This window comes from Amycolatopsis orientalis DSM 43388 (assembly GCF_000411975.1).
In the GTDB taxonomy this organism is placed as follows: Bacteria; Actinomycetota; Actinomycetes; order Mycobacteriales; family Pseudonocardiaceae; genus Amycolatopsis; species Amycolatopsis orientalis_D.
In genome coordinates this window covers 71267-86553 of record NZ_ASXG01000129.1, presented here as the reverse complement: position 1 = coordinate 86553, position 15287 = coordinate 71267, and the positions used below count along the sequence as shown (strand labels likewise).

At 70.6% G+C, this 15287-nt stretch carries 13 protein-coding genes; 10 read left to right on the top strand and 3 right to left on the bottom strand.

Going from position 1 to position 15287, the window contains the following annotated elements:
* The coding region (locus L942_RS27260) for a cytochrome c oxidase subunit I (RefSeq protein WP_037365800.1) at positions 1–612 on the top strand (612 nt) is incomplete at its 5' end.
* 13 nt (positions 613–625) lie between these two features.
* Here L942_RS27260 and L942_RS27255 read toward each other — a convergent pair.
* A complete protein-coding gene (locus tag L942_RS27255; RefSeq protein ID WP_051166279.1) occupies positions 626–1726 on the bottom strand; it encodes a prolipoprotein diacylglyceryl transferase in 1101 nt (366 codons plus the stop codon).
* A gap of 544 nt (positions 1727–2270) precedes the next feature.
* Between L942_RS27255 and L942_RS27250 the strand changes: the two genes are divergently transcribed.
* The 4 genes from L942_RS27250 (at position 2271) to L942_RS27235 (ending at position 6891) form a co-directional block, all read left to right on the top strand.
* Positions 2271–3479 (top strand): L,D-transpeptidase, encoded by a 1209-nt coding sequence (locus L942_RS27250; RefSeq protein ID WP_051166278.1) that lies wholly within the window; start codon positions 2271–2273, stop codon positions 3477–3479.
* A 243-nt stretch (positions 3480–3722) separates the two neighbouring features.
* The gene (locus L942_RS27245; RefSeq protein ID WP_235079427.1) at positions 3723–4571 is read left to right on the top strand and encodes a carbohydrate ABC transporter permease; all 849 of its coding nucleotides are present in this window, start codon (positions 3723–3725) and stop codon (positions 4569–4571) included.
* Positions 4568–5458, top strand: a complete 891-nt coding sequence (locus L942_RS27240; protein ID WP_037365799.1) for a carbohydrate ABC transporter permease — start codon at positions 4568–4570, stop codon at positions 5456–5458. Before L942_RS27245 ends, L942_RS27240 begins: the two co-directional genes overlap by 4 nt.
* Before the next feature lie 35 nt (positions 5459–5493).
* Complete coding sequence (locus tag L942_RS27235) at positions 5494–6891, top strand: ABC transporter substrate-binding protein (protein WP_037365829.1); 1398 nt, start codon at positions 5494–5496, stop codon at positions 6889–6891.
* Positions 6892–7011: 120 nt separating this feature from the next.
* Here L942_RS27235 and L942_RS27230 read toward each other — a convergent pair whose 3' ends face one another.
* A complete protein-coding gene (locus L942_RS27230) occupies positions 7012–8373 on the bottom strand; it encodes an MFS transporter (RefSeq protein ID WP_037365796.1) in 1362 nt (453 codons plus the stop codon).
* A 51-nt stretch (positions 8374–8424) separates the two neighbouring features.
* Here L942_RS27230 and L942_RS27225 point away from each other — a divergent pair, with 51 nt between their 5' ends.
* Entirely contained in the window at positions 8425–8775 is a 351-nt protein-coding gene (locus tag L942_RS27225) for an ArsR/SmtB family transcription factor (RefSeq protein WP_037365795.1), read from the top strand.
* A gap of 169 nt (positions 8776–8944) precedes the next feature.
* On the opposite strand, the gene L942_RS27220 is transcribed toward L942_RS27225, so the two are convergent.
* Positions 8945–10288: a sensor histidine kinase gene (locus L942_RS27220; protein WP_081655250.1), complete on the bottom strand. Its 1344-nt coding sequence runs from the start codon at positions 10286–10288 to the stop codon at positions 8945–8947.
* Between the two features lie 235 nt (positions 10289–10523).
* Between L942_RS27220 and L942_RS27215 the strand changes: the two genes are divergently transcribed.
* Genes L942_RS27215 through L942_RS27200 form a run of 4 tightly spaced genes read left to right on the top strand, consistent with a single transcriptional unit; the run spans position 10524 to position 15173 of the window.
* Positions 10524–11123, top strand: coding sequence for a hypothetical protein (locus L942_RS27215; RefSeq protein WP_037365794.1), 600 nt, complete (start codon positions 10524–10526; stop codon positions 11121–11123).
* On the top strand, positions 11123–11785 hold the full coding sequence (locus tag L942_RS27210; RefSeq protein WP_037365793.1) for an ABC transporter ATP-binding protein: 663 nt from the start codon (positions 11123–11125) through the stop codon (positions 11783–11785). Before L942_RS27215 ends, L942_RS27210 begins: the two co-directional genes overlap by 1 nt.
* Positions 11782–12516: an ABC transporter ATP-binding protein gene (locus L942_RS27205; RefSeq protein WP_051166276.1), complete on the top strand. Its 735-nt coding sequence runs from the start codon at positions 11782–11784 to the stop codon at positions 12514–12516. Before L942_RS27210 ends, L942_RS27205 begins: the two co-directional genes overlap by 4 nt.
* A complete protein-coding gene (locus tag L942_RS27200; RefSeq protein ID WP_037365791.1) occupies positions 12513–15173 on the top strand; it encodes an FtsX-like permease family protein in 2661 nt (886 codons plus the stop codon). The genes L942_RS27205 and L942_RS27200 overlap by 4 nt, the downstream gene beginning before the upstream one ends.
* The last annotated feature ends 114 nt before the right edge of the window (positions 15174–15287 follow it).

Sequence of the window (15287 nt, the reverse complement as noted above, 5' to 3'; positions counted from 1 at the left end):
GTGTCGGACAGCTACTTCGTGGTGGCGCACTTCCACTACGTCCTCTACGGCACGATCGTGTTCGCGACCTTCGCCGGGATCTACTTCTGGTTCCCGAAGATCACCGGCCGGATGATGGACGAGAAGCTCGGGAAGTGGCACTTCTGGACCACGTTCATCGGCTTCCACACCACGTTCCTGGTCCAGCACTGGCTGGGCGCGGAAGGCATGCCGCGGCGCTACGCGGACTACCTGGCCAGCGACGGGTTCACCACGCTGAACACGATCTCCACGATCGGCGCGTACATCCTCGGCGCGTCCACGCTGCCGTTCATCTGGAACGTGTTCAAGAGCTACCGGTACGGCGAGATCGTCACGGTCGACGACCCGTGGGGCTACGGCAACTCGCTCGAGTGGGCCACGTCCTGCCCGCCGCCGCGGCACAACTTCACCGAACTGCCCCGCATCCGCTCCGAGCGCCCCGCGTTCGAGCTGCACTACCCGCACATGGTCGAACGCCTCCACGCGGAAGGCGAGATCGGCTTCTTCGGCAAGGCCAAGCACGTCGCGGCCCCGTCGCAGAAGCTCGTCGCCTCCGGGGACGACCAGGACAACACCAGCCAGCAGCGTTGAACGGGGCGGCGCGCTAAGCGAGCACCTGCGCCGCCACCGCACCGATCAAGACCAGCCCGCACACTGCCATCGTCACCGCTCGGCCCGTGGCGGTGTGCGGGTCGCTGCGCAACGGGAACAGCAGCTGCCGGGCGAAGGTGTAGGCAGCGAGCGCGCCCGCGAAGATCGCGCCGTGCACCGACGGCTGCGCAGCGAGAACGAGCACCAGCGACACCACGCCGATCACCAGCGCGGCGGCCGCTTCGACCAGCTGGACGGGGAACCGGCGAACGATCAGGCGGCGGTCGGACGAGACCAGGCCCCACCGCGACGTCGTCGGCCTGCCCGCACAGCACCCGGTGAGGAAACACCCGGGCCTGCCCACCGCCATGCCCAGGAAGATCCCCGGAGCCGTGGCGTCCAGCACCGTCCCGACGGGATACCCCGCCAGCAGCGATCCGCCCACCACCACGCCGAGCGCGACGAGCAGGAAGCCTTGAATGCACGCGCCCGAGGCGAGCAGCTCCCGCGGATGTTTGCGGTGCAGCACGAGGTACCAGACCTTGCCGCCGACGAAACCGAGCAGGCAGCCGATCGCGGAAACCGCCAGCACGACACCGAAGTTCATCCCCCAGCGCGCGGACAGCACCGACTGCAGGACAAGCGCCAGCACGGCGCCGAGCCCGACGAGCACCGGCCAGGAGAGCAGGCTGACCTTCGGTCCCTGCGCCAGCACCCCGAACCGGCTGTTCGCCGCACTGGTCCGCCGCGGCAGCCGCACGCCGGACGAGCCGCCCCGCGCCGCCGGCCCGGCGGTGACCCGCCACGCGCCCGGGTTCAGCCCCTCGACCCGCGACGTGACCCCGATCCGGCCGCTGCCGGGCAAGACGCCGGCCACGCGCTCGACGACGTCGAACCGGTCCTGTGCGGTGCGCTTGCCGCGCACGTCGTCGCGCACCCCGGTGAAGCGGATGTCGACCGAGTAAGGCTCCCCGGCCGGCGCGGCGTCGAACCAGTACGTCGCCGCTACGACTTGTGGTCCGGTATCGGCCGTGACGCGGTCAAGACACCCCAGGGATTCCCTTCGGTTTTGCTCGACCTGCAGCTCCTCCTCGGCCGCGGCACTCGCGGGCACCGGCGCGCGGACGTTCGACGGCGGCCTTGGCCGACCGGCGAGGGCAGGAGGGACACCGCCGTGCGCCTGCTGCTTCCCTGCCGAGGCCGGGCCGCCGGCCGCGGCTCCGGCCGGCTTCCGCGTCGCAGAAGCACTTCCGGTTTCCGCGCCGACCGCGCTCCTGTGTGCCTTCTTTCCCACGTCACGCTCCCTGCCGCGCTATCAACTATGTGTGATAGTACTACTTTACTTAGTGTTAAGTCGCGGCTTGGCGGAGCCTGCGACACACCGTCGGCCAGCAGGCGCCAGAAAATCGGACGCCCCCGCGACCGCGACTCGTCGGCAGCCGCCGGGTCGGCGATTGGCGCGATCGGAGGCGGCGCGACAGATCCGACCTCCCGTGCCGCGGCTCGGAACACCCGGCCCCTGCCGTTCGGGCACGCCCGGACTCGACCTGCCTACTATTGCAATTAGTACATCAGCCCATGGCACCGCGCACCCGAGGCCGTACTACTATCTTTCTTCGTAGCGAAAACCGGGTTGGTTTCGGAACGAGGGAGCAGTCGTGGCACGAGTCACTGCACAGCAGCGGTACACGGCCCGGCGGCACCGCATTGCGGCACTCCTGGCCGTGGTGGCTCTCGGCGCGGCGGCCTGCACCTCCGCGCCGGACCGGCAATCCGCACCCGCGAGCACGTCGGCCGCGCCGGCCAAAGCGGCGTCGATCGCCATCGAGCCGGCCAGCACAGATCCGGTGAGCCCGGCCACTCCGGTCGTCGTGCGCGCGGCCGACGCGGCGCTGACGAGCGTCACGGTGACCAATACCGCGACCGGCAAGCAGGTGTCCGGCCGCACGACCCCGGACAAGCGAACCTGGACCGCGTCCGAACCGCTCGCCTACGGCGCTTCCTACCAGGTGAAGGCCGATGCGACGACCCCCGGCGGCACACCGCTGGAGCAGACCGGCTCGGTGCGCACCCTTCAGCCCAGGGTCCAGGCGTTCCCGTCGTTCATCCCGGCCCCGAACGTCTCGGACGTCGGCGTCGGCCAGCCCTTGGTGGTGAAGTTCGACCAGGACGTCGCTGACCGGGCCGCCGCCGAGAAAGCGTTGCAAGTCAACGCGAACCCGCCCCAACCGGGCGGCTGGTACTGGCTGTCCAAGCGGGAAGTCCACTACCGGCCGCAGAACTACTGGCAGCCGGGCAGCACCGTCACCGTGACCGCCAAGGTGTACGGCGTGAACCTCGGCAACGGGGTGTACGGGCAGACCGATCGCGCCGAGACGCTGAAGATCCACGACTCCTGGATCGCCAAGGCCGACGGCAAGACGGAGAAGCTGCAGATCTTCCACAACGGACAGCTGGTCAACACGATGCCGATGAGCCTCGGCTCGCCGGGCTTCCCGACGCACGAGGGCACGCACGTCGTCTCTGACAAGCAGCCCAGCATCATCATGGATTCCTGCACCTACGGCGTCTGCAAAGGACAGCCCGGCTACTACCGGGAGCAAGTCGCCCTCGACGAGCGGATCTCCAACGACGGCGAGTTCGTCCACTCCGCACCGTGGTCAGTCGGACAGCAAGGAAACAGCAACGTGTCGCACGGCTGCGTGAACCTCGCCCCGGCCGACGCCCAGTGGTTCTACGACCGCTTCGGACTCGGCGACGTCGTCGAGATCACCAACTCCGGCGGCTCGGCACTGCCTATTTGGGACACCTACGGCGACTGGGCCGCGTCCTGGCCGCAATGGCAAGCCGGCAGCGCCCTGCACTGAACGAACGCGGGCTCTCCGCAAGAGGCTCTGACGCGCGCACCTGCTCGATCCGATTACAACAATGTCATTCTCCGGCCCGGCAGTGGCAAGATTCCCGGCATGGCCGAGACCGACGACGTTCAGCGAGCCAGGCCAGGCTTCCGGACCGTGCCCAGCACGACCGCCCGGTCCGGAAACGCCGGCGATTCCGCACCGCGGCCGCGAAACCGGAAGCGTCATCGGCCGCGGGAAATACTGCTGGGCATGGTGTTCTGCATTCCAGCTTTGGCCGGTTTGGGCACTTTTGTCTTTTTCCCTTTGGTGCAGGCGCTCTTCCTTTCCACGCGAGGCACCGACATCAACGGAAACCCTTCGCGGTCGGTGGGCGGGCAGAACTTCGCGCAGCTGTTCACCCCGGAATTCGGCACCGTCCTGCTCCACACCCTGTTCTTCACGCTCTTCGTCGTCGCGGCCGGGGTCGTGCTCCCGATGGCGCTCGCGGTGCCGCTGGCCCAGCGGCTGCCCGGCATGCGCGTGTTCCGGACGCTGTTCACCCTCCCGTTCGCCTACTCCGCGTCGGCGGCGAGCGTGGTGTGGCTGCTCATGCTGGACCCGTCGATGTCGCCGGTGAACTGGCTGCTCGAACTGCTCGGGATGGACGCGCCGGGCTGGACCACCGAATCGCCGTGGGCGCTGCTCACCGTCGCGTGGGCGACAGTCTGGGTCGCGAGCGGATTCAACCTGCTCGTCCTCGGCGCGGGGCTGGCCGGCGTCGACGAAGACGTCCTCGAGGCCGCCCGGCTGGACGGCGCCACCGGGCTGCGCAGCTTCTTCAGCGTGGTCCTGCCGATGATCTCGCCCAGCGTGTTCTTCGTGGTGGTCACCACCACGCTCACTTCGCTGCAGGCGCTCGGCCAGGTGCAGGTCATGACCGACGGCGGCCCCAACGGCAGCACCAGCACCCTGGTCTTCTCGATCTACCACAACGCCTTCGAGAACGGGAACAACAACTACGGCCTCGCCAGCGCGCAGGGCCTCGTCCTGCTGGTGGTCGGCATCGTGCTCGCCGCGATCCAGTTCGGCGTCGTGGAAAGGCGGGTGCATTACCGGTGAGCCAGGCACTCGAACGCCCCGCGAAGACGTCGCCCCGGCGGCGCCGTTCGCTCAACCGGCCCGGGCGCCCGGTCAGCGCACTGACCTACGCGTGGCTGCTCGTGGCCATGGTCGTGCTGCTGTTCCCGGTGCTGCTCACCGTGGTGGGCGGGTTCCTGCCGGAAGGCCAGCTCGTGCGTCGGCCGCCAGGGCTGTTCAGCGGCAGCTACGGGTTCGACAACTACGTCGCGGCCTGGCGGGAGACCGTCGTTCCGCTGCTGCCCGCCTTCTTCAACTCGTTGTTCGTCGGAGTGGTGATCATGGCGGCGCACCTGGTGACCTCGTGCCTGGCCGCCTACGCGCTGGTGTTCGTCCGGATGCCGTTGCGGCAGCCGATCTTCTGGCTGTTCATGGTCACCATCATGGTGCCCTACGAAGCGATCGTCGTGCCCAATGCGCTGTTCATCCGCAGCATGGGCATCGAGAACAGCCAGTGGAGCCTGGTGCTGCCTTTCCTGGCCAACGGGTTCGGCGTCTTCCTGATGCGCCAGTCGTTTCGGCAGTTCCCCGCCGAACTGTCGGACGCCGCGCGCATCGACGGCTGCGGGCACCTGCGGTTCCTGTTCACGATCGTGCTGCCCTCGGTCCGCCCGTCGCTGACCGCGCTCGCCGTGTGGTCGTTCCTGCAGGGCTGGAACATGTACTTCTGGCCGCTGATCATCTCGTCGTCGAACAACTCGATGAACACCTTGCAGACCGCGGTGTTCGCGCTGAAGGCCAACGGCAACGGCACCCAGCAGGCCCTCGTGCTCGCCGGGGTCACCATCACCCTCGTGCCCACCCTGCTCCTGGTGATCTTCGGGCAACGCTGGCTCGTCCGCGGCTTCCTGGCCGGAGCCGTGAAATGACCACCGCACCCACCGTCCGACGAAAGGAAAACACCGTGCCGAACCGGAACCGCCGCGGTATCGCGGCCTTCGTGCTCGCCCTCGCCACCGCTGTGGCCGGCTGCTCGTCGGCGACCAACGCCGGCCCCCCGCCCGGCTCGGTCACCGCGCCCGGCGCGGACGCGCTGAACGGCAAGGGCGAGGTGACCGTCAACTTCTGGCACGCGATGAGCGGCACCAACGGCGAGACGTTGCGCAAGCTCGTCGACCAGTTCAACCAGCAGCACGCCGGCACGATCAAGGTCAACCTGAACTACAAGGGCCAGTACGACACCGCGCTGGCCGCGTACAAGAACTCCTCCCCGCAGCAGCGGCCGGACCTGATGCAGATGTACGACATCGGCACCCGCTACATGATCGACTCGAAGACGATCGTGCCGATGCAGTCGTTCATCGACGTCGACCACTACGACGTGTCCGACATCCAGCCGAACATCGCCGGCTACTACACCGTCGACAACAAGCTGTACTCGATGCCGTTCAACACCTCCATGCCGCTGCTCTACCTCAACCGGGAGGCCTTCGCGAAAGCCGGCCTCGACCCCGGCAAGCCGCCCGCGACACTCGACGAGATCACCGCGGACGCGCGCAAGATCAAGGCCACCTCGGGCGAAACCGTGCGATACGGCTTCGGCGCGACCCTCTACGGCTGGTTCGTCGAGCAATGGAACGCGATCGCGAACCAGACCGTCTGCGACTCCGAGAACGGCCGCACCGGCCGCGCCGGCAAGGCGACCCTGGCCACCGGCACCACCATCAAGCTGCTGCGGTGGTGGCAGCAGATGGTCAACGAGGGCCTGGCCATGAAACTGGACAGCAACACCGACAACGGGGACAACGCGTTCAGCTCCGGCACCGTCGCGATCGGACTGGAGTCCACCGGCTCGCTCGGCCAGTTCACCAAGGGCGCCGCCGCCGCGAAGAACCCGTTCACCGTGTCCACCGGCTTCTTCCCGAAGGTCAACGCCACCGACACCGGCGGCCCCATCATCGGCGGAGCCTCCCTGTGGACGATCAACTCCGGCGACGCCGCCCGCGAGCGCGCGTCCTGGGAACTGGTGAAGTTCCTCGCCGGGAAGCAAACCCAGGTCGCCTGGCACACCTCGACCGGCTACTTCCCCATCAGCAAAGCCGCCCTGCGGGAACCGGCCGACCAGCAGTGGGTCGCCCAGAAACCGCAGTTCGCGACAGCGATCCGACAGCTTGAGGCCACCAAGCTGACCCCCGCCACCCAGGGCTGCTCGGTCGGCGTGATGCCGGACATCCGCAAAGACGTCGAACAAGCCCTCCAGGCCGCGGTGCTCCAAGGCCAGGACGCCAAACAAGCCCTCACCGACGCCGAGAACAAGGCAGCCAAGCAGATCGCCGACTACAACGCCAAGCTCGGCGGCTGACCCCTCCCCCGGCCCGCGGCGCGTCCCTGCTGCTCGGCTTCGGTCCCGTGGGCGCCGAGCCGGGTGCCCGGCTCGGCGCGCTGATGATCGACCTCGGCCGTCACCGGCGCGTCCCGCCGCTCACTCCTGATCCGGCCGACCGGCCGAGACCGGCCAGCGGCGGTGCCGGCCGTCGATGACGAACGCGTGGCGGTGCCGCCACAGCCCGTCCTCGCCCTCGACCGCATCGGCGAGGTGCTCGGGGTCAGTACTCGCGTCGTGCGTGTGCTCGACCAGCGCAGGATCTCGCCGCGGCCACACGCGGGCCGCGGCCACCGCGCCCACCGCGGCGAGAGCAGCGAGCACGATCCAGGCCGCGGTGAACCCCGCGCCGGTGGCCAGCCATCCCGCGATCGGGTAGGCGAGCAGCCAGCACGCGTGCGACAGCGAGAACTGCGCGGCGAAGACAGCCGGGCGGTCAACCGGTGCGCTCGACCGCCGCAGCACCCGGCCCGCCGGTGTCAGGACCAGCCCGGTCCCCGCGCCGACGACCGCCCACACGACCAATGCGACCGGCCAGCGCCAGCCGCCGGCGTCCGCCGTGGACAGCGCGACCGCGCCGGCGACCGCGGCGAGAAGCCCCGCGGCGCCGGCGAACATGACAGCGCGCTCACCGGCCCGGCGGAGCAACTTCGGCACCAGCAGCGCGACCGCCATCGTGCCGACGCCGTTGCCGGCCAGCAGCCAGGCGACGTCGGCCTGCGATCGGCCGAGTTCGCCCTGGACGTAGTTGACGGTGTTGACCATCACGATCGCCCCGACCGCCGCCACGACCAGATTCAGCCCGAGCACGCCCCGCAGCCGCGGCGTCGCGGCGTAGATCCGCATCCCGGCCAGGGTCCGCTCCCACACGCCGCCGCGCCCGCTGCGAGCCGCGTCCGGGATCCGCGTGGTCACGACCAGAGCAGCGGACGCCAGGAACCCCGCCGACGTGCCGGTGAACAGCCAATGGAACGACACCGCGCTCAGCAGGGCCGCGGCCAGCATCGGAGACAGCAGGCTCTCCATCGTCGAGGCCAGCTGCGATGCCGACAACGCCCGCGTGTAATCGCGTTCGTCGGGCAGGATGTCCGGCAGCACGGCCTGGAACGTCGGAGTGAACGCGGCCGACGCCGACTGCAGCACGACGATCAGCACGTAGATCTGCCACACCTGGTCGACGAACGGCAGCGCCAGCACCACCAGGGCCCGCACCAGATCCAGGCAGACCAGCAGCACCCGCCGCGGGACCCGGTCCGCATACGCGCCCGCGACCGGAGCCACCGTCACGTAAGCGACCATCTTGATCGCCAGCGCGGTGCCCAGCACCGCGCCCGCGTCCGCACCCGCCAGTTGATATGCCAGCAGCCCGAGCGCGACCGTGGTCAACCCGGTCCCGAACAACGCCACCAGCTGCGCCCCGAACAGGTGCCGATAGTCCCGGCGGCCGAACAACGACAACACAGCGGCACACTCCTACTACCCGACGAGGACTGCCTCCCATGATAGGTGCACATGTACGCACATGATGAACCTGGTGTCCAATGGACCCAGCTGCCGCCTGCCGAACTGGTCGAAACCGCGTCTACCGCGCTGCGGATGCTCGCCGAACCTGGCCGGCTGCGGATGCTGTGGCTGCTCAGCGGCGACGAATACGACGTCGCGTCGCTGGCCGCGGCAGTCGGCATCGCCCGGCCGTCGGTTTCCCAGCACCTGGCCAAGCTCCGCCTGGCCGGGCTCGTCGAACTGCGCCGGGACGGGCGCCGCGCCCTCTACCGCGCCCGCGGCGGCCACGTGCGACGCCTCCTGGCCGAGGCCATGAACGCCGCCGACCACCACCTGCACAGCATCCCGGACCACGACTAGCCCGGAGGCGGTGCGTGCCGCCGGCCGACGCGAGGTTCCGCTACCTCGTCCGCTTCTTCGCCCGCTCGAACGCCACCCGAGGCCGGCCGTGCACTCGGGGTGCGAGTGTGCGGCCTGCCGCCGACGCTCGACGGCTCGGCCTGTCACGCGAACAGCTCGAAGGCCAGCGTCAGCGGTCCAGGTCGAGCGCGGCGTGGGCCTGCCGATCGTCGTTCTCCCTGCCGGTCGCATCGCCGCGCCGCACCGGCAGCAGCAGGGTGAAGGTCGGCGGCGCCGGCCGTCCCAGCAGCAGCCGGCCCCCTTCGGCTTCCGCCAGGCTGCGGGCGAGAGCGAGGCCGATCCCGTGCCCGGCGGCGGAGTCGGACCGCCGCCGGAAAGGATCGGCATCCGAGGCGAGACCCGGTCCTTCGTCGGTCACGTCGAAAGCGATGGCTTCTCCCATGTCTCGGACGGTGACGGTGACCGTGCCCCGGCCGTGCCGGGAGGCGTTGTCCAGCAGCACGGTCATGGCTTGGCGGGTCGCGAGAGCCGAGACGCGGGTCTCCGCGAGGTCGAGAGGATCTCGCAACAGCAAGACCCGGCCTTGCGCGGCCAGCAGACCGTGCCAATCCTGCCGGAACTCGGCGAGCGCGGTCTTCACCTCGACGAGTTCGGTGCCGGGATGGGCATCGCGGGCGAGGGCGAGCAGGTCGCGGATGGTGCGGTCGAGCCGGTAGGTCGTCTCCAGCGCGGCGGTGACAGCCGGGCGCAACGCCGGGTCCGGGCTCTCCAGCGCGACCTCGAGTTGCATCTGCAGACCGGCGAGCGGGGTGCGCAACTGGTGCGAAGCGTCCGCGGAGAACGCCCGCTCACGGGCGAGGATGTCCCCGATGCGCCCAGCGGTCGTGTCCAGTGCGATGCCCGCCCGGTCGATCTCGGGAATGCGGGACCGGCGGGTCCGCACGGTGAAGTCCCCGTCGCCGAGCCGCGCAGCGCTGGTGGACAGCTCTTCGAGCGGCGCGGCCAGCCGGACCGACAGGCGGTGCGCGACAAGCCAGGTGGCGGCCAGCGCCACCACCGCCAGGCCGCCCATGCCCAGCCACGTCAGCGCAGTGCGCCGATCCACCTCGCTGTGCGGGGTCGCGGCGCGCACCATGCCGACGACCGTCCCGGCATCGGTGATCGGAACGATGGCGACCAGGTCCGTCCCGGTGTCGTCGGCGATCACTTCGTTCGCCCGGATCGCCGAGCCCGCCGCTTCGAGCCGCGCGGGTCCGCCTCCGGCCAGCCGGTCCCCGGACGGGTTGTAGAGAGCCAGCGAGGTGTTCGCCTCCGCGGCCGGGAGCCGGTCGGGCAGATCGTGCCGGATCACCTGCGCCGAGACGGACAAGGCCGCCGAGTCGGCAAGCCGTTCCAGCTCGGCACGCTCGTCGTCGAGGTAGTAGCGGGCGACGCCGACCGCGAGCGGCAAGCCGAACAAGCTGATCGCCAGCACGCCGGCCAGCACGGTCAACAGGATGATTCGCTTGCGCACAACGGCTCCTTCGGCGGCGGGCGCGCGCCCTCGGCGTCCAGTGTGCAGCCGCTCCGGCCATCGTGCGTTCGCGAGGCGGTTCGTTTGCCGTCCGCTAACCGGCGGCCGCTCCGGCGGGAAACGGGAGGCCGCGGCCCGCGGAATTTTGCCGTGCGCTGGCCGAAACGAGCCGAAGGCCTTTCGCGCCCCTCTCTAGCGTCGTCCTCGCACCAGTCGCCGTGGGAGGGAAACCGCAATGAAACGCACGACCGGTCACGCCGGAATCGTTGTCGCGTCGCTCGCCGCGGCACTGGCACTGGGTGCGTGTTCCTCAGCGAACAGCCCGGCATCCCCGGGTGCTTCGCCCGCCCCGAATGCCCCGGAGGCCAATCCGGCGGGCGACATTCCCGACAACCAGGTGTACGTCCCGTTCACCACGCCAGACCACCGATTCACCGTGTCGGTTCCGGAGGGCTGGGCACGAAGCACAGCAGGCAATTCCGCGTTGTTCACCGACAAATTCAACAGCGTCCGCGTCGAAACCACCGCCCGCCCGCAAGCCCCCACCACCGGGTCGGCGACCGCGGAGGAATTGCCCGCCATCCGCACCGGCAGCCGCGGCTACGTCGCCGGGTCCGTCAGCACCGTCGCGCGCAAGGCGGGAAACGCGGTCCTGATCACCTACCAGGCCGACTCGCCACCGGACCCGGTCACCGGGAAATCGGTCGCTGACTCGGTGGAGCGGTACGAATTCTGGAACAACGGCGAAGAACTGGTCCTCACGCTGAGCGGCCCCAAAGGGGCGGACAACGTCGATCCGTGGCGCACGATCACCGACTCGGTGCGGTGGATGTGATGGCAGCGCCGCTGCACGCGCGCCAGCTGTATCGCTTCTACCGCTCGGGCGAGGAGGAAACCCTGGCGCTCAAAGGGGTTTCCCTCGCCGTCGAAAGCGGCGAGATCGTCGCGGTGACCGGACCTTCCGGATCGGGAAAGTCCACTCTGCTCGCCTGCCTGGCCGGCATGGACGATCCGGACGGCGGCAGCGTGCACGTCGCCGGCAGCCGGATCAGCCACCAGCCGGAGCCGGTGCGGGCCAGGCTGCGCTCCCGCCGGATCGGGATGCTGTTCCAGAACGGCAATCTCCTGGAGCACCTCACCGTAGCGGGCAACGTGGTGGTGGCACAGCGCCTCGCCGGCCGGCGCGCCGCGCGCGACCCGGGCGCGCTTCTGTCCGCATTGGGCATCGCGGATCGGGATCGTGCTTACCCCAGCCAGCTTTCCGGCGGCGAACTCGCCCGGGCGGGCCTCGCGGTCGCCCTGGCCAACACGCCGGCCGTGGTGCTGGCCGACGAACCCACCGGCGAACTGGACAGCACGACGGAACACCGGATCCTCGAACTGCTGGCCGAGACAGCACACGACGGGACGGCGGTGGTGGTCGCCAGTCACAGCCCGGCGGTGAGCGCGTTCGCGCACCGGACGGTCCGGCTCGACGACGGAAAGGTATGCGAATGACCGGCGACACCGCGCCCGCGACGCGATTCGGCCGCGCCGACCGCGAACCGGGGATATTGGCCGAATGCCGGGATGTCGCCCGTACCTACGGAAAGGGGCCGACCGCCGTCGTGGCGGTGCACGGCATCACCTGCCGGATCCGCCCGGGCCTGCGGCTGGCGGTCACCGGGCCGTCCGGATCGGGCAAATCCACTCTGCTGCACCTGATCGCCGGGATCGACCGGCCCACCGCGGGCACCGTCGAGTGGCCGGATCTGCACCACCGAGCCACCGAGGTCGGAGTCGTCTTCCAGGGTCCCAGTCTGCTGCCCGCGCTGGACGCGACCGAGAACGTGGCGCTGCCGCTTCTGCTGGCCGGAGAGCCCGAGGACGAGGCCTTCCGCCGTGCCCGGTCCGCACTCGGCCGGCTGGCGATCGACGACCTGGGAGGCAAGCTGCCGGACGAGCTGTCCGGCGGGCAGGCGCAGCGGGTCGCGGTCGCGCGGGTGCTGGCCGCCCGCCCGCTGCTGATCGTCGCCGACGAACCCACCGGCCAGCTCGACCACGAGTCCGCCGAACGGGTCATGACGGTCCTGGCCGCCACGGCCGACGAACTGGGCGCCGCGCTGGTCGTCGCGACGCACGACCCGTTCGTGGCCGCCCGGCTGGGGCAGGAATGGACGATGCGCGACGGCCGGCTCCACGGCGCGGCCGATCCCGGCCTTGCCGAGCGAAACGGAGAGACTCGATGATCCGGCATTGGATTTCCGGCTTGGTGCGCCGCCGAGGGGTCCGCCTCGGCGCGACGGCCGGCGGCATCGCGGTCGCCGTCGCGCTGCTGGTGTCCCTCGGCAGTTTCCTCGCCGCCGCACAGGGTTCGATGACCGGCCGCGCCGCCCGCGGCGTCGCCGTGGACTGGCAGGTCGAGGTGCGCGCCGGCGCGAACCCCGCCTCCGTCCGCGACCTCGTCCGGAACGGGCCGGGGGTGCTGCGCTCGGACACGGTGGGATTCGCGCGGACAACCGGCATGTCGGCATCCGGCGGCGGGACCGCCCAGACGACCGGACCCGGGGTGGTGCTCGGGCTGCCCGGCTCCTACCGCGGTGATTTCCCCGGCGCGGTGCGCACTCTGGCCGGAGCCGATCACGGAGTCGCACTGGCCCAGCAGACCGCCGCGAACCTGCACGCCAAACCCGGCGATGTCATCCAGCTCGGACGGGCGGGGCTGCCCCCGGTCAGCGTCCGCGTCACCGAGGTCGTCGACCTTCCGCAAGCGGATTCCCTGTTCCAGAAGGTCGGCGCCCCGGCAGGCGCGCAGCCCTCCGCGCCCCCGGACAACGTCCTCATCCTCGGCAGCGGCGCGTGGCACGCCTTGTTCGACCCGCTCGCCGCGGCCCGCCCGGACCTGGTGACCACCCAGATCCACGCCGCGCTGAACCGCTCGCTTCCCGCCGACCCGGCAACCGCCTACACCCAGGTCGTGGGCGCGGCACACAATGTCGAGGCCCGCTCCGCCGGCACTGCCGTCGTAGGCAACAACCTCGGCGCCGCCCTGGACGCGGCGCGCTCCGATGCCGCCTACGCGCGGGTGCTGTTCCTGTTTCTCGGGCTCCCGGGAGCAGTCCTCGCGGGCCTCCTGACGGCCGTGGCCGTGGCCGCGGGCGCCCCTCGCCGCCGGCGCGAGCAAGCTCTCCTGCGCGCGCGTGGCGCGACCGGCCGGCAACTGCTGCGCTTGGCCGCGGCGGAGGCCCTCCTCGTCGGCGCAGCTGGGTCGGTCGTCGGCGCCGCCGCTGCCGCCTTGATCGGGTTGACGGCTTTCGGATCGGCGCGGTTCGGGGCGAGCGGGGCGGACGCGACCGGCTGGTCCGTCGCCGCCGTTCTCTCCGGGCTGGCCATCGCCGGACTGACGGTGCTCGCTCCGGCCTGGCGCGACCTGCGCGGGACCACAGTGGCCTCGGGGCGGGCCGCCCTGACGCGCCGCGAGCGGCCGGCCTGGAGCCGGTACGGCCTCGATGTGCTCCTGCTCGCCGCCGCCGCGGTCGTGTTCTGGCTGACGAGCCGGACCGGCTACCAACTGGTGCTGGCGCCGGAAGGCGTGCCGGCCATTTCAGTGTCGTACTGGGCGTTCGCTTCGCCCGCGCTGTTCTGGCTCGGCTCCGGGCTGCTCGCGTGGCGATTGGCAGAGCTCTTGCTCGGCCCCGGCCGCCGTCTCCTGGGCCGCGGCCTCCGGCCCTTCGCCGGCTCGCTGGCGAATGTCGTGGCGGGCTCGCTGGCGCGCCAGCGGCGGCTGCTCGCGCACGCCATCGTGCTGCTGGCGCTGGCGCTCTCGTTCGCCGCGTCCACCGCGACGTTCAACGCGACCTACCAGGCCCAGGCCGAGGCCGACGCGCAGCTGACCAACGGCGCCGACGTCACGGTCACCGAATCGCCTGGAACTTCGGCCGGGCCATCCGCGGCCGGCCCGATCGCCGCCACCCCCGGCGTGCGCGGTGTCGAACCCGTCCAGCATCGCTTCGCCTACGTCGGAGCGGATCTGCAAGACCTCTACGGCGTGCGGCCGGACAGCATCACCACGGTGACCGCTCTGCAGGACGCCTATTTCCAGGGCGGCACCGCCCGGGAACTGATGCAGCGGCTCGCCGCACAGCCCGACGCCATCCTCGTGAGCGCCGAGACCGTCAAAGACTTCCAGCTGAGCCCCGGCGATCTGCTCAATCTCCGGCTGCAGGACGGACGGACAAAACAATTCACCACGGTGGCCTTCCATTACGCGGGCGTGGTGAAGGAATTCCCGACCGCGCCCAAGGACAGCTTCTTCGTCGCCAACGCCGCCTATGTCGCCCAGCACACCGGCAGCGACGCCGTCGGAGCGTTCCTGGTCGACACCGGCGGGCAGAACACCACCGCGGTGGCCCGCCGGCTCCAGGACCGGCTCGGTCCGGCCGCGACCGTGACCGACATCGCGCACACCCGCGCCACCGTCGGCTCCAGCCTGACCGCGGTCGACCTCGCGGGCCTGACCCGAGTCGAACTCGGATTCGCGCTCGTGCTCGCCGCCGCCGCGGGCGGCCTGGTCCTCGCGCTCGGGCTCGCCGAACGACGCCGCTCCTTCGCGATCGCCGGCGCACTCGGCGCGACTCCTCGCCAGCTGCGCTCGTTCGTGCTCGGCGAGGTGCTCGTGCTCGGCGCCGGCGGCCTCCTCGCCGGAGGCCTCGCCGGCTGGGCCCTTTCGCACCTGCTGGTGAAAGTGCTGACCGGGGTGTTCGATCCGCCTCCGGCCGCACTCACGGTGCCGTGGAGCTACCTCGTCGCGGTCGGCGCGACCGCTGTCGCGGCGCTCGCCGTGGTCGCCGCCGTCACGGTCAGAATCGCCCGGCGGTCCCCGATCGCGGTGCTCCATGAACTCTGACGCCCCGTCTCGCGCGGCCGCCCGCGGTGTCGGAATTTCGTTAGACCACGGCAAAATCTCGCTCCGAACCCGTCACCGGATGGGCTGACGCACCGGCGAAACCGGCCGGCGGCA